Source organism: Streptomyces sp. NPDC001903 (assembly GCF_042891345.1).
GTDB lineage: Bacteria > Actinomycetota > Actinomycetes > Streptomycetales > Streptomycetaceae > Streptomyces.
In genome coordinates this window covers 178892-195777 of record NZ_JBIASZ010000015.1, presented here as the reverse complement: position 1 = coordinate 195777, position 16886 = coordinate 178892, and the positions used below count along the sequence as shown (strand labels likewise).

At 71.2% G+C, this 16886-nt stretch carries 13 protein-coding genes; 3 read left to right on the top strand and 10 right to left on the bottom strand.

All coding sequences use genetic code 11. From position 1 onward, the window contains the following. Window positions 1-56: 56 nt before the first annotated feature. The 4 genes from ACFYZS_RS29450 to ACFYZS_RS29435 all read right to left on the bottom strand — a co-directional run bounded on the left by ACFYZS_RS29450 (window position 57) and on the right by ACFYZS_RS29435 (window position 6443). Window positions 57-1703: an LCP family protein gene (locus tag ACFYZS_RS29450; RefSeq protein ID WP_389018993.1), complete on the bottom strand. Its 1647-nt coding sequence runs from the start codon at window positions 1701-1703 to the stop codon at window positions 57-59. 201 nt (window positions 1704-1904) lie between these two features. Next, window positions 1905-3647: an LCP family protein gene (locus tag ACFYZS_RS29445; RefSeq protein ID WP_389018902.1), complete on the bottom strand. Its 1743-nt coding sequence runs from the start codon at window positions 3645-3647 to the stop codon at window positions 1905-1907. A 222-nt stretch (window positions 3648-3869) separates the two neighbouring features. After that, entirely contained in the window at window positions 3870-5087 is a 1218-nt protein-coding gene (locus ACFYZS_RS29440; protein WP_389018899.1) for an LCP family protein, read from the bottom strand. A gap of 198 nt (window positions 5088-5285) precedes the next feature. Further along, a complete protein-coding gene (locus ACFYZS_RS29435) occupies window positions 5286-6443 on the bottom strand; it encodes an acyl-CoA dehydrogenase family protein (RefSeq protein WP_389018896.1) in 1158 nt (385 codons plus the stop codon). A gap of 194 nt (window positions 6444-6637) precedes the next feature. Here ACFYZS_RS29435 and ACFYZS_RS29430 point away from each other — a divergent pair, with 194 nt between their 5' ends. Beyond that, window positions 6638-7981 (top strand): UDP-glucose dehydrogenase family protein, encoded by a 1344-nt coding sequence (locus ACFYZS_RS29430; RefSeq protein WP_389018893.1) that lies wholly within the window; start codon window positions 6638-6640, stop codon window positions 7979-7981. A gap of 47 nt (window positions 7982-8028) precedes the next feature. Here ACFYZS_RS29430 and ACFYZS_RS29425 read toward each other — a convergent pair whose 3' ends face one another. From ACFYZS_RS29425 to ACFYZS_RS29410, 4 genes are all read right to left on the bottom strand, one after another. Continuing rightward, entirely contained in the window at window positions 8029-9180 is a 1152-nt protein-coding gene (locus ACFYZS_RS29425) for a membrane dipeptidase (RefSeq protein ID WP_389018890.1), read from the bottom strand. A 101-nt stretch (window positions 9181-9281) separates the two neighbouring features. Beyond that, complete coding sequence (locus tag ACFYZS_RS29420; protein WP_389018887.1) at window positions 9282-10460, bottom strand: dipeptidase; 1179 nt, start codon at window positions 10458-10460, stop codon at window positions 9282-9284. Next, complete coding sequence (gene purE, locus ACFYZS_RS29415) at window positions 10457-10993, bottom strand: 5-(carboxyamino)imidazole ribonucleotide mutase (RefSeq protein ID WP_389018884.1); 537 nt, start codon at window positions 10991-10993, stop codon at window positions 10457-10459. Before purE ends, ACFYZS_RS29420 begins: the two co-directional genes overlap by 4 nt. Then, entirely contained in the window at window positions 10990-12129 is a 1140-nt protein-coding gene (locus ACFYZS_RS29410) for a 5-(carboxyamino)imidazole ribonucleotide synthase (RefSeq protein WP_389018881.1), read from the bottom strand. Before ACFYZS_RS29410 ends, purE begins: the two co-directional genes overlap by 4 nt. Window positions 12130-12352: 223 nt before the next feature. Here ACFYZS_RS29410 and ACFYZS_RS29405 point away from each other — a divergent pair, with 223 nt between their 5' ends. After that, window positions 12353-12889 (top strand): GtrA family protein, encoded by a 537-nt coding sequence (locus ACFYZS_RS29405; RefSeq protein ID WP_389018879.1) that lies wholly within the window; start codon window positions 12353-12355, stop codon window positions 12887-12889. Between the two features lie 26 nt (window positions 12890-12915). Here ACFYZS_RS29405 and ACFYZS_RS29400 read toward each other — a convergent pair whose 3' ends face one another. Next, window positions 12916-14181 carry an ATP-binding protein gene (locus tag ACFYZS_RS29400; RefSeq protein WP_389018876.1) on the bottom strand — a complete coding sequence of 422 codons (1266 nt, stop codon included), beginning with the start codon at window positions 14179-14181 and terminating at the stop codon, window positions 12916-12918. A gap of 15 nt (window positions 14182-14196) precedes the next feature. Next, window positions 14197-14874 (bottom strand): response regulator transcription factor, encoded by a 678-nt coding sequence (locus ACFYZS_RS29395; RefSeq protein WP_048479095.1) that lies wholly within the window; start codon window positions 14872-14874, stop codon window positions 14197-14199. A 474-nt stretch (window positions 14875-15348) separates the two neighbouring features. Between ACFYZS_RS29395 and ACFYZS_RS29390 the strand changes: the two genes are divergently transcribed. Next, on the top strand, window positions 15349-16875 hold the full coding sequence (locus ACFYZS_RS29390) for a peptide MFS transporter (protein WP_389018872.1): 1527 nt from the start codon (window positions 15349-15351) through the stop codon (window positions 16873-16875). Window positions 16876-16886: the final 11 nt, after the last annotated feature.

Sequence of the window (16886 nt, the reverse complement as noted above, 5' to 3'; positions counted from 1 at the left end):
ACACGAAGGGGCCCGGTGGCGTCAGCGCCACCGGGCCCCTTCGTGCGTACGGATCCCTACCAGGTGAAGCCCGGCTGGATCGCCATGCACTCCTTGTCGTCGTCGCCGTTGAGCGGACGGGCGGAGTCGGGGGCCTTGGTCGGGGCGGGCGGCGGCGGGGTCGGCGCGTTGCCGGTCCGCCAGTCCTTGCCGACGAACAGCACGATCCCGGTGACGTCCTCGGACTTCTCCACGGCGCTCGCCGGCAGGCCGAGCGCCGTGGCCACGGCCGCCGCGTCACCGGCCTGGTCCGCGGCGGCGTAGCGGACCACGGTGGTGTCCTCGGCCCCGGTCTGCTGGGTGGACTGGGCCTTGGTGAAGCCCTTGCCGACGAGAAGGGCGGCGACGTCGTCGGCCCGGCCCTTGACCCGGGTCTGGGCTCCGTCCTTGCCGCCGGTCGCGTTGCGCACGGCGATCGCGATCTTCGCCGGGGGCGCGGCCGGATCGGCGGCGGGCTGGGACGGGACCGCGGTGGAGGGGGAGGCGGCCGGCGCCGACGGGGTGGCGGCCGGGTCCCCGGAGCCCTTGCCGTCGAGCGCGATGTCCTCGCGGACCATCCGGAACAGGGCCTCGGCCTCGACCGGCTTGGGCTCGACCCGGCCCTCCTCGCGGGTGCTGTACACCCACGGCATGGTGGTCATGGTGATCCGCCCGGTGGGGACCTTCTTGAGCTCCATGCTGAGGTCGTACAGCTTGTCGATCTTGTTCAGGCCGGGGTCCACGACCATGGCCTTGATGGCCGCCTGCGCCAGGCTGTTGAGCTTCACCGGGTTGCTGAGCTTGGCGTTCTTGCGGAACTCGCGGGCCATCGAGTTCATGTACATGTGCTGGGCGTGGGTGCGGCCGAGGTCCGTGCCGTCCTCGAAGCCGTAGCGGGTGCGCAGCCACTGCAGCGCCTGCTCGCCCTGGATGGTGTTCGTCCCCGCGGGCAGCTTCAGGCCGGAGCCCTTGCCGTCGCGGGTGCGCGACTCCACGTTCTGCTGGACGCAGACCGGGACGCCGCCGATGGCGTCCGCCATCGTCACCACGCCCTTGAAGTCGATCATCATGAAGTGGTCGATCGGGATGTGGGTGAGCTCCGACCAGGCGGCGACCGTGCAGCCCGGCCCGCCCCGGCCGAGGGACTCGTTGGTCTGCACGAGGCCCTTGCTGGCCGGGTGGACCTTGCCGCCGGGCTCGGTGCACTTCGGCATCATCAGCATCGTGTCGCGCGGCATCGACACGACAGACATGTTGCTGCGGTCCGCCGACAGGTGCAGCAGCATCTGCACGTCCGCGAGGGGCGGGCCGTCGAAGGTGTCCTTGGCCCCGCCGAGGGCCTGGTTGGCCGCGTCGTCACGGGCGTCGGAGCCGATGAGGAGGATGTTCAGCGGGGTCTGGCCGAAGGCGTTGGGCTTGGAGCCGCCCAGCTTGTTCTCACCGAGGTTCAGGACGTCCGTCTTGATGCTGCCGTTGAGGTGGCGGTAGTAGAGGTAGCCGCCCGCCGCCGTCGCGAGTATGAGGAACGACAGGATGGAGGACACCCAGCGCAGCACCCGCCGACGGCCGCGCCGCTTGGGGGCGCCGCCGCCGGACCCGTCTCTCGGTGGGGGGACGGCGCCGGACGCGCCGGATCCGCCGCCGGATATCTCACCGGGCTGGGCGGGCGCCCCCTCCCCTCGCACGCTGCTGTGCCTCACACGTCCCCCTCAAGATTCACTTCGTGTCGTGGTGTGCCGGTGTCGGTTCCGGTGTCGCTTGCACCGGCACCGGCCGGCCTGGCCGCTTGCCTTGCTCGGTCGTGCTCGGCTTGCCTGCCCTGCTGTGCTGCGGCGCCGCGGCCGGCGGGCCGGCTCCCCGCCTGCCCGCCCGCGTGCCTCGGCCGCCTACTTGGCGCAGACCGCCTTGTCGGCCTCGACCCGCTGGATGTCCTCCGGAGCCTTCTGCGGCGCCGTCAGCGAGACCCCCGCCCCCTTGAAGTCGGCGCCGAGCGTCAGCTTCATCGGGGTCTTGGGCGCGGCGTCCGCCGAGCCCATCTTCAGCGCCGTGGCCGGCAGCCCCATCAGGTCGGCCAGCGCCCGGGCCTGGTCGGCCTGGTTGGGCGCGTACTCCAGCTGCGTCGCGTCGAGCTTGGCGGGCGCGTTGCCGCGGTTGCCGGACTTGTTCACGCCCTTGCTGTTCTGCAGCCAGTTCACCGTGGCGGAGGCCGCGCCGCCGGGGCCGCCGCCGTTGTAGACGTCCACCCGTACGTCGCCCGCGGGCGCGCGGTTGCCCTGGAGCAGGGCGTCCGCCTTGCTCTTGGCCTCCGCGTCGGCCGCGTCCTTCGCCGCCTGCTCCTTCTTCTCGACCTCCGTCAGCGAGACGTCGCCCTGGATCATCTTCAGCAGCGGATCCGCCAGGCGCTGGTCGACGACGACGGTCGCCTTCTTGCCCTCGGGCTCGGCCGGGTTGTCGAGCACCGGAAGCGTGGTGAAGGTGATGTTCTTGAGGTCGATGTCCTTCAACTCACCGGCGAGGTTGGTGAGTTTGTCGATGGACCCTATGCCCGAGTCGACGGTCAGCGACTTGGTGGCCGCCTCCGCGAGGGAGAAGAACTTCTTCGGACTGGTCAGCGTCTCCTTCGACTTCATCTCGCGCATCATCGAGCCCAGGAACTGCTGCTGGGTCTTGATCCGGTCGAGGTCGCCGTGGTTGCCGAACGAGTGCCGGGTCCGTACGAAGGCCAGGGCCTGCTCGCCCTGCAGCCGGTGCTCGCCGGCGTCCAGCTTCAGCTTGGAGTCCGCGTCGTCCACGGCCTTCGCGAGGCAGACCGGAACACCGCCGACGGCCGTGCTCAGCACCTTCACCGCGTTGAAGTCGACCATCATGAAGTTGTCGACGGTGATCCCGGTGATCTCCTTCACCGTACGCATGGTGCAGCCCGGGTCGCGGCCCTCCTGGCCGAGGCTGACGTTGAACCGCGTCCCCTTCTGGCCGGGGACGGTCTTCGTCGAACCGTCGGGCTGCTTCGTCGGGCAGGCCGGGATGTTCGTGATCAGGTCGCGCGGGATGGACAGCGCGGTGGCGTTGCTGCGGTCCTTCGCCACGTGGAAAAGGATCGTGGTGTCGGCGTGGCCGACGCTCTCCGCGTCCCCGTAGCCCTCGTTGCCCGCGCCGCTGCGCTTGTCGGTGCCGATCACCAGGATGTTGATGGGCTGGTCCTTCTTGAACCCGCCCGTGCCCGCGTCGCCGACGTCGGTGACGTTGAGGTTGCTGTTCAGGTGGTCGTAGTAGAGGTACGCGCCCACCGAACCGCCGACCAGCAGGAAGGCCAGGGTGCCGCCGGTGACGACCAGGATCTTCTTGCGCCGCCCGCCGCCACCGCCGCCCTTGCGCGGCCGACCGCCGCGCCGCCCGGGCGGACCGTCGCCGCGCCGCGGCCCGGGGACCGCCGGGGACGGGGCCTTGGGGGCCGCCGGCGCGCCCGGCGCACCGGTGCGGGCCGATGAGGGCCTGCGGGGTGAGGCGACGGAGGGCTGCTGCGCAGCGGAACGGTCCAGTCGCAGTTCGTAGTTGCCAGTGCGGGGGTTGAGCACCCACTGGTCTGCGGGGTCGATTTCTTCCGCCCGCCCACGGCTTTGCGCATCCACGGTTGCTCGAATCCTCCGTCGGTGCCTCGCGACGCGTCTCCCCCAAGACGCTCGGTCAACGATCCGGCTGCTGGTGCACCTCTTGGTCTGGCCGGGGCACCGGATCGCTCACCCTATCCGGCTCAGTTGACCGCAAACCATGGTGGTGACAAATTCCACTCCCCTTATAACGGGCCAAACCCCCCAAGGCCTTCACTTCGGACACCGCCTTTTGGGATTGCTTTACCGGCAATCGGCCGTGCCCGCCGTGGTTCCCGTGAAGGTGGGGACGGGCGCGGGGGCGGATCCGGTTCCCGTCGGGGGCCGCGGGCTCTCGCCTTCGGCGGCGCGGGCGGTCTGCGGGGCCCGCGCGGTTTCGGCCGCCGCGGGGGTCGGCGGGGCCACCGTGAGCGGCTTGTCCGTCCGCAGGTGATCGAACAGTTGGGCCGCCTCCGGCTGTACCAGCTCGTCCCGGTTCGGGTCGGCGGCGTACGGGCGGCGGGGCACCGTCAGGAACTTGACCTGCTCGGCCGGTATGTCCCGCAGGCCCCGTACCAGTTCGTAGAGGCCGCGCAGCGAGGCCAGCCCCGGGTCCGTGGTCACCGAGGAGGTCGCGGCGTCCAGCAGCGGGTACAGCCGGCCCGGGTTCAGCAGCACCCCGGTGCTCTGCACCTTCTTGACCAGCGAGCCGAGGAACTGCTGCTGACGCCCCATCCGCTCGGTGTCGCTGCCGTTGCCCAGGCTGTAGCGGGCGCGGACGAAGCCGAGGGCCTGCTCGCCGTGCAGGGTCTGCCGGCCGGCCGGGAGCCTCAGCTTCGCCTCGGGGTCGTTCATCGGCTGCTTGAGGCAGACCTCCACCCCGCCGACCGCGTCGACCATCTTCTTGAACCCGACGAAATCCACCACCATGTGGTGGTCTACCCGGATTCCGGTCAGCCTCTCGACCGTACGGATCGTGCAGGCGGCCCCGCCCCACTGGTACGCCCAGTTGAACTGCGCGAGCCGCTCGACGCTGCGGCTCCCGTCCGCCGTGAGACAGGCCGGGATCGCCGTCATCAGGTCCCGGGGTATCGAGACCGCGGTCGCGCTCCTGCGGTCCGCGGGCAGGTGCAGCAGGATCGCGGTGTCCGACCGCTCGGTGCCGCGGTCCTGCCCGTAGCGGGCGTTCCCCTTGCCGGAGCGCGAGTCCGAGCCGATCAGCAGGATGTTCTGCGAGCCGTCCACGGCGTGCGTGGGGCGCTCGCGCTCGTAGCGCTCCAGCTCGGCCGCCGCGGAGGTGTCCTCGGTGATGTTCCCGTCGAGCTTGCGGTAGAGCCACCAGCCGACCGCGGCCCCGCACAGGACCAGCAGGGCCAGCCCGAGCGCGATCCAGCGCAGCAGGCGGCGCCGGCGGCCGCGCGGAGGCTTCGAGGAGCCTCCGGCCGCTTCGGTGCCGCCTGGTATGCCTGCGCTGTCGGTCACTGGCGTTTTCCGTCCCCTCGCCTGGCGCGTGCGGGCCGTACGGCTGAAACCACGACCCCTGCCGATCGTGCCCCCGCCCCATCCCGGCGGCCCGGGGACGCCCCCCTGTCTAGACCCGTCCGGGTGACAAATCGCGGCAATGCGAACGGCCCCCGGCAGATGCCGGGGGCCGTTCTCGGGACTGCGGGACGGGCCGCGCTACGGGAGGTTGCGGGCCATCACGATGCGCTGGACCTGGTTCGTGCCCTCGTAGATCTGGGTGATCTTCGCGTCGCGCATCATGCGCTCGACCGGGTAGTCGCGGGTGTAGCCGTAGCCGCCGAGGAGCTGGACGGCGTCCGTGGTGACCTCCATGGCGATGTCGGAGGCGAAGCACTTCGCCGCCGCGCCCAGGTACGTCAGGTCGGCGTCGCCGCGCTCGGAGGCGGCGGCGGCCTGGTAGGTCAGGGCGCGGGCGGCCGAGACCTTCATGGCCATGTCCGCGAGCATGAACTGCACGCCCTGGAAGTCGCCGATCGGCTTGCCGAACTGCTTGCGCTCCTGGACGTAGCCCTTGGCGTAGTCCAGGGCGCCCTGGGCGATGCCGAGCGCCTGGGCCGCGATGGTGATGCGGGTGTGGTCGAGGGTCTTCATCGCCGTGGCGAAGCCGGTGCCCTCGGCGCCGATCATGCGGTCGGCCGGGATCCGCACGTTGTCGAGGTAGACCTCGCGGGTCGGGGAGCCCTTGATGCCGAGCTTCTTCTCCGGGGCGCCGAAGGAGACGCCCTCGTCGCCCTTCTCCACGACGAACGCGCTGATGCCCTTGGAGCGCATCGAAGGGTCCGTCACGGCCATGACCGTGTAGTACTCGGAGACGCCCGCGTTGGTGATCCAGCGCTTGACGCCGTTGAGGACCCAGAAGTCCCCGTCGCGCACGGCGCGGGTCTTCATGCCCGCCGCGTCCGAGCCCGCGTCGGGCTCGGAGAGGCAGTACGAGAACATGCCGTCGCCCTTGGCCAGCGGGCCGAGGTACTTCTTCTTCAGGTCCTCGGAACCCGAGAGGATCACCGGGAGGGAGCCGAGCTTGTTCACGGCCGGGATCAGGGAGGAGGACGCGCAGACGCGCGCCACCTCCTCGATCACGATCACGGTGGCCAGCGCGTCCGCGCCGGCGCCGCCGTAGACCTCGGGGACGTGGACGGCGTGCAGGTCGTTGGCGACGAGCGCGTCGTGGGCCTCCTGCGGGAAGCGGGCCTCCTCGTCGACCGCCGCGGCGAACGGCAGGATCTTCGCCTCGGCGAGCGAGCGGACGGACTCGCGGAGCATGTCGTGCTCCTCGGCCGGGCGGTACAGGTCGAAGTCGGCAGAACCCGCCAAGACTCTCACTCCCCAAGTGTGATGCGTGATGCTAACTACCGTTAAGTAACCCAAATCTTAGTGTCCGGCGTCCCGGCAGCGATATGTACGGAGTACGTGAGCTGCGTGACAGCCGGGTCTCCTGGGGAACGTCCCCCCGGAGCGGCCCGACTATGCTCAGTGGCCGCAAACGGCCCCGCACCTCTGGAGCACCCATGGCCCCCCTCAGGATCACTGTGATCGGCACCGGCTACCTCGGGGCCACCCACGCTGCGGCGATGGCGGAGCTCGGCTTCGAGGTGCTCGGGCTGGACGTGGTGCCGGAGAAGATCGAGATGCTGTCGGCGGGCCGGGTGCCGATGTACGAGCCCGGGCTGGAGGAGCTCCTCGCCGCGCACGTCGAGGGCCTGCCCGGCTCCACCGGGCGGCTGCGCTTCACGCAGTCGTGGGAGGAGGTCGGCGCCTTCGGCGACGTCCACTTCGTCTGCGTGAACACCCCGCAGAAGCACGGCGAGTACGCCTGCGACATGAGCTACGTCGACTCCGCGGTCGAATCCCTCGCCCCGCACCTGACCCGGCCGGTCCTGGTCGTCGGCAAGTCCACCGTGCCCGTGGGCTCGGCGCAGCGGCTCGCCGCGAAGCTGGCCGAGCTGGCCCCGGCGGGCGAGGAGGTCGAGCTGGCGTGGAACCCGGAGTTCCTGCGCGAGGGCTTCGCCGTACAGGACACCCTGCACCCCGACCGGATCGTGATCGGCGTCCAGGGCGAGCGCGCCGAGAAGGTGCTGCGCGAGGTGTACGGGACGCCGATGGCGGAGGGCAGCCCGCTGGTGGTGACCGACTTCCCGACCGCCGAGCTCGTCAAGACCGCCGCCAACTCCTTCCTCGCCACCAAGATCTCCTTCATCAACGCGATGGCGGAGGTCTGCGAGGCGGCCGGCGGCGACGTGGTCAAGCTGGCCGAGGCCATCGGCCACGACGACCGCATCGGCAAGAAGTTCCTGCGCGCCGGCATCGGCTTCGGCGGCGGCTGCCTGCCCAAGGACATCCGGGCCTTCATGGCCCGCGCCGGCGAGCTCGGCGCGGACCAGGCGCTGACCTTCCTGCGCGAGGTCGACTCCATCAACATGCGCCGCCGCGGCCACATGGTCGAGCTGGCCCGCGAGGCCGTCGGCGGGTCCTTCCTCGGCAAGCGGGTCGCGGTGCTCGGCGCCACCTTCAAGCCGGACTCCGACGACGTCCGCGACTCCCCCGCGCTGAACGTGGCGGGGCAGATCCACCTCCAGGGCGGCCAGGTCACCGTCTACGACCCGAAGGGCATGGACAACGCCCGCCGGGTCTTCCCGACGCTCGGGTACGCGGACTCGGCGCTGGAGGCGGCCCGCGGCGCGGAGGTCGTCCTGCACCTCACCGAGTGGCGCGAGTTCCGCGACCTGGACCCGGTGGAGCTGGGCGCGGTCGTCACCGACCGCCTGATCCTCGACGGGCGCAACGCCCTGGACACCGACCGCTGGCGCGCGGCCGGCTGGACGTACCGCGCGATGGGCCGTCCGCGCGCCTGAGCCCCGGGCCGGTCAGGCCGCTCCCCCGGCCGCACCGCTCACGCCGCTCACGCCGGTCTGCGGTGCTGGGCGGCGCGGGCCGTGAACTCCGCGTCCCGCAGTACCCGCTGGGTGTTGCCCCAGGTCAGCAGGGCCAGGTCGGTCTCCGGCCAGCCCCGCTCCAGCAGTTCCGCGATCAGCCGCGGATAGCCCGAGGGGTCGGTCAGCCCCGTGGGACGGGGCACGCCCGGCTCGGTGCCGAAGGTGGCGCCGAGGCCGACGCAGTGCGGGCCGGCGACGGCCCGTACGTGTTCCACGTGGTCGGCCACCGCGTGCAGGGAGTCCCCGGTCTGCGCGGCGTCGAAGGTGACCATCGCCAGGCCCTCCGCGGCCCGCAGCGCCAGCAGCACCTCGTCGGTCGCGTTCCCCGGATGCGGGTTCAGCGCCGCCGCCGCGGTGTGCGAGACGATCACCGGCGCCTTCGAGGCCCCCGCGAGCTGGCAGGCCACCTCGGGCGTGCAGCCGGTCAGGTCCACCAGCATCGCCAGCCGGTTCATCTCCTTGACCACCTCGTGGCCGAAGGGCGTCAGCTCCTCGCGGGCCCAGGGCGCTCCCGCGGGCGCGAGGATCCGTACGCCCAGCGCGTGGAAGGCGCGCAGCGCGCCCAGCGAATCGGTCAGCGTACGGCCGGGCACGGGGCCCAGGAACGAGGCGATCCGGCCCCGGTTGCGGGCGTCGGCCATGTCGTCGGCGGTCAGCGCGAGGCACAGGCCGTCGGGGTACTGGCGCATCAGGGCCAGCGCCACGTCGATCTGGTCGAGGGTGTCGGAGACCACCTGGTCGGCGGCCGCGGCCTCGCGCGGCAGCAGCAGCGACCAGAACTGGGCGCCGACCCCGCCGGCCCGCAGCCGCGGGATGTCGGTGTCGACACCGCTGTCGGAGGTTTCGATGTCGTGGTAAGGGCTCTGGCGCAGGGTCCACACGAGGGTGTTGTGCCCGTCGGCGACGGGATGTACGGACAACAGCGCGACGGCCCGTTCCAGGGCACTGCCCGCCACCGGGGCGGGCGTGTCCTCGGCTCCCGCGGAGCCGGGGCCCGCGGGCACCGTGTCGGCGGTGTACGCGCTGTGCGCGGCATAGGGGGTGCGCGGTTCATCCTGCAGGTCGGCCATGGCGTTCGGCTCCGGTCTCGGCGGCAGCAGGGAGAGAGATGCTGCCACGGTGACACGCGGGGCGGCCAGGTCGCCCGGCGGATGTGGCGTTCGGGTGTCACCCGCGGGTCACACCCGAACGCCACGGGCGCCCGGAGAGCCGCGGGCGGCTACAGCACCGCGTTGGAGGGGCCGCGCGAGGCCGAGAGCTCGCGCGCCACCGCCTCCGCGTCGCGCAGCGCCCGTACGGCGTTGGACCAGGTCAGCTTGGCCAGGTCGGCCCGGGACCAGCCGCGCGCGAGGAGCTCCGCGATCAGGTTCGGGTAGCCCGCCACGTCGTCCAGCCCGGCCGGGGTGAAGGCCGTGCCGTCGTAGTCCCCGCCGATGCCGATGTGGTCGACGCCGGCGACCTCGCGCATGTGGTCCAGGTGGTCGGCGACCGTCGCGGCCGTGGCCACCGGGCGCGGGCGCTCGGCTTCGAAGGCCCGGTGCAGGGCCATCGCCTCGGGCGTGGTGTCGAGGTGGTGGAAGCCGTGCGCGCGCAGGTTCGCGTCGGCGGCCAGGGTCCACTCGACGGCCGCCGGGAGGATGAACTTCGGCACGAACGTGGCCATCGCGACGCCGCCGTTGGCCGGCAGCCGCTCCAGCACGTCGTCCGGGATGTTGCGCGGGTGCTCGCACACCGCAAGCGAGGAGGAGTGCGAGAAGATCACCGGCGCGGCCGAGACGGCGAGCGCGTCGCGCATCGTCGTCGCGGCGACGTGCGAGAGGTCGACGAGCATGCCGATGCGGTTCATCTCGCGGACGACCTCGCGGCCGAAGTCGCTCAGACCGCCGTGGCGCGGCTCGTCGGTCGCCGAGTCCGCCCAGTCGATCGTGTCGTTGTGCGTGAGCGTCATGTACCGCACGCCCAGCCGGTGCAGGGCGCGCAGCGTGGCGAGCGAGTTGTTGATGGAGTGGCCGCCCTCGGCGCCCATCAGCGAGGCGATCCGGCCGTCGGCGCGGGCCGCCTCCATGTCGTCGGCCGTCAGCGCCCGTACGAGGTCCGCCGGGTAACGGTCGATCAGCTGGGCGACGGCGTCGATCTGCTCCAGGGTGGCGCTGACCGCCGTGTCGCCCGCGTAGTCGGAGCGCACGTACACCGACCAGAACTGCGCCCCGACCCCGCCGGCCCGCAGCCGGGGGATGTCGGTGTGCAGCCGGCCGCGCTGGTCGTCGGCGATGTCGCGCCGCGCCAGGTCGTAGCGGACCTGCTCGCGCAGCGCCCACGGCAGGTCGTTGTGCCCGTCGACCACAGGGTGCTCGGCGAGCAGCTCCCGCGCCTCGCTCAGGCGCTGCGCGGCGCTCACTTGCCGAATCCGAAGGAGTCGGCGCCCGCGACCTTCGTCCGCAGCCGCTTGCCCTTCTCGGTGGCCTGGTCGTTCAGCTCCTGCTGGAACTCCTTCATGCGGCCGAGCAGCTCCGGGTCGTGCGCGGCCAGCATCCGTACGGCCAGCAGCCCGGCGTTGCGCGCCCCGGCGACGGAGACGGTGGCGACGGGAACCCCGGCAGGCATCTGGACGATCGACAGCAGGGAGTCCATGCCGTCGAGGTACTTCAGCGGCACGGGGACGCCGATGACCGGCAGCGGGGTGACGGAGGCGAGCATGCCGGGCAGGTGGGCGGCGCCGCCGGCCCCGGCGATGATCGCCTTGAGGCCGCGGCCGGCGGCCTGCTCCCCGTAGGCGACCATCTCGCGCGGCATCCGGTGCGCCGAGACCACGTCGACCTCGTAGGGGATCTCGAACTCGTCGAGGGCCTGGGCGGCGGCCTCCATGACGGGCCAGTCGGAGTCCGAGCCCATGACGATGCCGATGACGGGACCTGCGGTGGAGGTGCTCATGCGGTGATCGTTCCCCTGAGGTAGCCGGCTGCGTGGCGTGCGCGTTCCAGCACATCGTCCAGGTCGTCGCCGTAGGTGTTGACGTGGCCGACCTTGCGGCCGTGTTTCACGTCCTTGCCGTACATGTGGATCTTGAGCTGCGGGTCGTGCGCCATGCAGTGCAGGTACGCCGCGTACATGTCGGGGTAGTCCCCGCCGAGCACGTTCGCCATGACCGTCCAGCGGGCCCGGGGGCGCGGGTCGCCCAGGGGGAGGTCCAGGACCGCCCGTACGTGGTTGGCGAACTGGGAGGTGATCGCGCCGTCCTGGGTCCAGTGGCCGCTGTTGTGCGGGCGCATCGCCAGCTCGTTGACGAGGATCCGGCCGTCGGTGGTCTCGAACAGCTCGACGGCCAGGTGGCCGGTCACGCCGAGCTCCTTGGCGATGCGCAGGGCGAGGGCCTGGGCCTCGCCCGCGAGGGCCTCGGAGAGGTTCGGGGCGGGGGCGATCACCGTGTCGCACACGCCGTCGACCTGGATGGACTCGACCACCGGATAAGCGACGGCCTGGCCGTGCGGGGAGCGGACGATGTTGGCCGCGAGCTCGCGGACGAAGTCGACCTTCTCCTCCGCCAGGACCGGAACGCCCGCTTTGAAGGGCGCCTCGGCGTCCTCGGGGGTGCGGACGAACCACACGCCCTTGCCGTCGTAGCCGCCTCGCACGGTCTTGAGGATGACCGGGAAGCCGCCCACCTCGGCCGCGAAGGCCGCCGCGTCCGCCGGGTCGCTCACGATCCGGTGCCGGGGGCTCGGGGCGCCGATCTCGTCGAGCTTCGCGCGCATCACCCCCTTGTCGGCGGCGTGCATCAACGCGTCGGGCCCCGGGCGGACGGGGATACCGTCCGCTTCCAGGGCCCGCAGGTGCTCGATGGGCACGTGCTCGTGGTCGAAAGTGATCACATCGCAGCCGCGCGCGAAGGCGCGCAGCGTCTCCAGATCGCGATAGTCGCCGATGACGACATCGCTCACGACCTGGGCCGCCGAGTCCTGTGGGGTGTCACTGAGGAGCTTGAATCTGATGCCGAGGGGGATGCCCGCCTCGTGGGTCATGCGGGCGAGCTGACCGCCGCCGACCATGCCGACTACCGGGAACGTCACCTCTCCAGGGTATCCGCCGGTATTCCGCCATCCGGACGTGACCCTGGCCCAATCCGGTCGACGCGCGTAGCATCCCCGCCCCCGTGTGCCGTGCGTCGCACGGTGTGCGAAGGCACAGACGGGCCCCTGGGGCGACACTTAGCATGGCCGGGTTGACCGAAGGCGGCAGACGCCTCCACGGACGCCCCCGAGCGGGGCGGTGACGACAGGACTGATCCATCACATGAGTACGCCGCAGCAGGGATCCGCGCTCGAACGCGTACGCGGCCTCGCCCGCGAGGTCGCGAAGTTCGGGGCCGTCGGCGGCGTCGGTGTACTCGTCAACCTGGGCGTCTTCAACCTCATCCGCCACACGACCGACCTCCAGGTCGTCCGGGCGAGCGTGATAGCCACCGTCGTGGCCATCGTCACCAACTACCTGGGCTTCCGGTACTTCACCTACCGCGACCGCGCCCGCACCGGCGGCTCCCGCGAGCTGCCGCTGTTCGTGGCCTTCAGCGTCATCGGCCTGGTGATCGAGAACGGCGTGCTCTACACCGCCACCTACGGGTTCGGCTGGGACGGCCCGGCCGCCGCGAACGTGTTCAAGTTCATCGGCATCGGCACGGCCACCGTGTTCCGCTTCTGGTCGTACCGGACGTGGGTCTTCAAGGCCCTGCCCCGGCCGGAGGCCGCCGAAGCCCCGCTCCCCGCCTCCGTGGTCTCCTCGCCCCGCGGCGGGGTGGCCGGGAGCCGCGCCCCCGAGCCCGCCCGCAAGTAGCGGCGTCCCGCGCGAGGGCCGCCCGCTCAGCGCACCGTCTGCTCCGGCTCCGGCCGATCGGGCGCCGTCCGGCTCAGGAACAGCGCGAACACCGGCGGCTGCGTCTGCAGCAGCTCCAGGCGCCCCCCGTCGGCCTCCGCGAGGTCCCGGGCCACCGCCAGCCCGATCCCGGTGGAATTGCGCCCGCTGATCGCCCGCTCGAAGATCCGGTTGCCGAGGTCCGGCGGGACCCCCGGCCCCTCGTCCGTGACCTCCAGCACCGCCTGGTTCCCGATCACCCGGGTGCGCAGCGCGACCGTGCCGCCACCGTGCATCAGCGCGTTCTCCACGAGGGTCGCCAGCACCTGCGAGACCGCCCCCGGGGTGCCGACGGCCCGCATGCCCGTCTTGCCGGAGCGCACGATGGCCCGCCCCGCACTGCGGTAGGCCGGCCGCCACTCCTCCACCTGCTGCTTGACGACCTCGTCCAGGTCGAAGGGGACCGCCGAGCCCGTCCGCGGGTCCCGCGAGTTCGTCAGCAGCCGCTCCACCACGTCCGTGAGCCGCTCCACCTGGGTCAGGGCGATCGTCGCCTCTTCCCGTACGGTCTCCAGGTCGTCGGTGACCGTGATCTCCTCCAGCCGCATCGACAGCGCCGTGAGCGGCGTGCGCAGCTGGTGCGAGGCGTCCGCGGCCAGTCGCCGCTCGGCGGTCAGCATCCGGGCGATCCGCTCCGCGCTGGAGTCCAGTACGTCCGCGACCCGGTCCAGCTCGGGGACCCCGTACCGCTTGTGCCGGGGCCGCGGGTCGCCCGATCCCAGCCGCTCGGCGGTCTCGGCCAGGTCGGTGAGCGGCGAGGCCAGCCGGTTGGCCTGCCGTACGGCGAGCAGTACGGCCGCCACGACGGCGAGCAGCGCCACCGCTCCGACCACGGCCAGGGTCCGGCCGACCTCCCGGGTCACCGTGGAGCGGGACTCCTCCACGACCACGGTCTCGCCCTGCTCACCCTTGGCGGTGCCGCGGATGACGCTGTCGGGGATCCGGTCGCCGACCTCCACGGGCGGCTGCCCGGGGACGGTGATCCGGGCGTGGCTGCCGATGTCCAGCTGCTCGGCGAGGGCCTGGGCGTCGATGGGTTTGCGCTCCAGGACGCTCGCCTCGACGATGCCGACCAGGCGCAGCGCCTCGGACTCGATGCGGTCCTGGGCGCTGCTGGTGATCGTCCGGGTCTCGACGATCACCAGGGAGACCCCGAAGACGGCGATGACGACGAGCACCACGGCGAGCGTGGAGTTGATCAGACGGCGGCGCATGGTCCCGGAGGCCGCTCAGCTCTTCTCGAAGCGGAAGCCGACCCCGCGGACGGTGGCGATGTAGCGAGGGTTGGCGGCGTCGTCGCCGAGCTTCTTGCGCAGCCAGGAGATGTGCATGTCCAGGGTCTTGGTGGAGGACCACCAGGTGGTGTCCCAGACCTCGCGCATCAGCTGGTCGCGGGTGACGACCCGGCCGGCGTCGCGGACCAGGACCCGCAGCAGGTCGAACTCCTTGGCCGTGAGCTGGAGCTCCTCCTCCCCCATCCACGCGCGGTGCGATTCGACGTCGATCCGCACGCCGTGGGTGGCGGGGGCCTGGGTGGCGTCGCCCGCGCCGCGCCGCAGCAGGGCCCGGACCCGGGCCAGCAGCTCGGCGAGGCGGAAGGGCTTGGTCACGTAGTCGTCCGCGCCGGCGTCCAGGCCGACGACCGTGTCGACCTCGTCCGCGCGGGCGGTGAGCACGAGGATGGGGAAGCCGTGGCCCTCGGCGCGCAGCCGGCGGGCGACTTCGAGGCCGTCCATGCCCGGCAGGCCCAGATCCAGGACGACGAGATCGACGCCGCCCTGAAGTCCCGCGTCCAGGGCGGTGGGGCCGTCCTCCCGGACCTCGACCTCGTACCCCTCCCGGCGCAGGGCGCGGGCCAGGGGCTCCGAGATGGATGCGTCGTCCTCGGCGAGCAGTACACGCGTCATGTGGGTGATGGTAGTGCGCGGCGGGTGTGTGCAGGGGCGCGCCTGAAGACCCCTTTCGATCTGGGCTTATGAACTACTAACGGCCTTCGAATGCGATCAAACGGTTCCCTGGAATCCTGTGATCCATATCTCAAGTCCTTCCATATGCCGCAGTGTCCTGTCGTATGGTGGCGAGACGCCTGATGCACTACCCAGGGGATCTTTGTGCCGAAAAGCGAGCCAAAGACCTCAAATTCTGCTCTGGTCGGTTTCAACCGGCCCAGATGACAGTGAATGACCTGTGGGCCGGGCCCCGGACGCGATGGTGCGGACGGGGCGTGGATCCCGGTTACGGATGTCCCCTGCCCCCCTCCTTCGAGGACGGGGGCAGACCCCTGGGCGTGGGGTGGGACACCCGTCGCCGGTGCCGGCCACCCCCCACCGGGCGCAGTTCCGCTCACGAAGCGAAGCGTCCCGAGCAAGCAAGGAACGACCATGGCTTCCAGCCTGACGAAGGATTCGGCGGCTCAGTCCGCCGAGAAGACCTTCTTCGGACACCCCCGTGGCCTGGCCACTCTCTTCATGACCGAGATGTGGGAGCGTTTCAGCTTCTACGGCATGAAGGCCCTTCTCCTCGTCTACCTGCTCTCCGGTGGCCCGGATGCCAAGAAGGGCAGCCTGGGCGGCGGCATCGGGATGGACGAGGGCACGGCGATCACCGTGTTCTCCATCTACGTCTCCATGGTCTACCTGCTCGCCTTGCCCGGCGGATGGCTGGGTGACCGCGTCTGGGGTCCCCGCAAGACGGTGACGATCGCGGCCGTGACGATCATGTCCGGTCACATCATCCTCGCCCTGCCGGGCGGCGCGACCTTCTTCGTCGGCCTGGCCCTCGTGGCCCTCGGCTCGGGTCTGCTCAAGGCCAACATCTCCACGATGGTCGGCCAGCTGTACAAGGACGCGAACGACCCGCGCCGTGACGGCGGCTTCACGATCTTCTACATGGGCATCAACGCCGGTGCCTTCTTCGCGCCGCTGATCATCGGCACCGTCGGTCAGAAGGTCAACTGGCACCTCGGCTTCGCGCTCGCCGCGGTCGGCATGGGCATCGGCCTCGTCGCCTTCCTGCTGGGCACCAAGAACCTGAACCCGGTCAGCTCGGTCGTCCCGAAGCCGCTGTCGGCCGAGGAGCGCACCTCCTGGATCCGCAAGATCGTCGCCGTGGTCGCGGCCGTCGCGGTGTTCTACACCGCCGTGGCGATGGCCGGCATGTTCACCAAGGCGTGGGCGACCATCCCGCTGACCCTGATCGGTCTGATCATTCCGGCCGGTGTGCTGATCCGCATCAAGCGGGACAAGGACCTCAACCGCGACGAGCAGTCGAAGATGACCGGCTACATCTGGTTCTTCGTCGCCGCCGCCGTCTTCTGGATGATCTACGACCAGGGCGCCTCGACGGTCCAGTCCTTCGGCGAGACCAAGGCCTCCGGGGCGCTGCTCGGCTTCGAGTTCCCCTCGTCCTGGTACCAGTCCCTGAACCCGGTCTTCATCATGGCCCTGGCCCCGGTCTTCGCCTGGATCTGGGTGTGGCTGAACCGCAAGGGCAACGAGCCGTCGACGGTCGGCAAGTTCGCCGCGGGTCTGTTCTTCGTCGGCGTGTCGTTCTTCTTCTTCCTGGTCCCGATCGGTCTGGCCGCGAACGGCCAGGCGGTGAGCCCGATGTGGCTCGTCGGCATCTACCTGATCCAGACCGTCGGCGAGCTCTGCCTCTCCCCGGTCGGCCTGTCGGTCACCACGAAGATGGCACCGGCCAAGTACGCCTCGCAGATGATGGGCGTGTGGTTCCTCGCGGTCACCGCGGGCGACTCCATCACCAGCCTGCTGTCCGACCCGGCCGTCTTCGGCATCGACCTCAACGGCACCTCCGCGGTGGCCATCGAGGCCACCCTGGCCGTCCTGGCCGCGGGCGCGGTCTTCATGTACCGCAAGAAGGTCAAGACGCTCATGGGTGACGTGCGCTGACGCACCCCGTG

What these genes read in the sequence shown, in the direction of transcription:
- ACFYZS_RS29430 (WP_389018893.1), top strand. Translation starts at nt 6,638, where the DNA reads ATGGCCCCCCTCAGGATCACTGTGATCGGCACCGGCTACCTCGGGGCC.
- purE (WP_389018884.1), bottom strand. Translation starts at nt 10,993, where the DNA reads ATGAGCACCTCCACCGCAGGTCCCGTCATCGGCATCGTCATGGGCTCG.
- ACFYZS_RS29405 (WP_389018879.1), top strand. Translation starts at nt 12,353, where the DNA reads ATGAGTACGCCGCAGCAGGGATCCGCGCTCGAACGCGTACGCGGCCTC.
- ACFYZS_RS29400 (WP_389018876.1), bottom strand. Translation starts at nt 14,181, where the DNA reads ATGCGCCGCCGTCTGATCAACTCCACGCTCGCCGTGGTGCTCGTCGTC.
- ACFYZS_RS29395 (WP_048479095.1), bottom strand. Translation starts at nt 14,874, where the DNA reads ATGACGCGTGTACTGCTCGCCGAGGACGACGCATCCATCTCGGAGCCC.
- ACFYZS_RS29390 (WP_389018872.1), top strand. Translation starts at nt 15,349, where the DNA reads ATGGCTTCCAGCCTGACGAAGGATTCGGCGGCTCAGTCCGCCGAGAAG.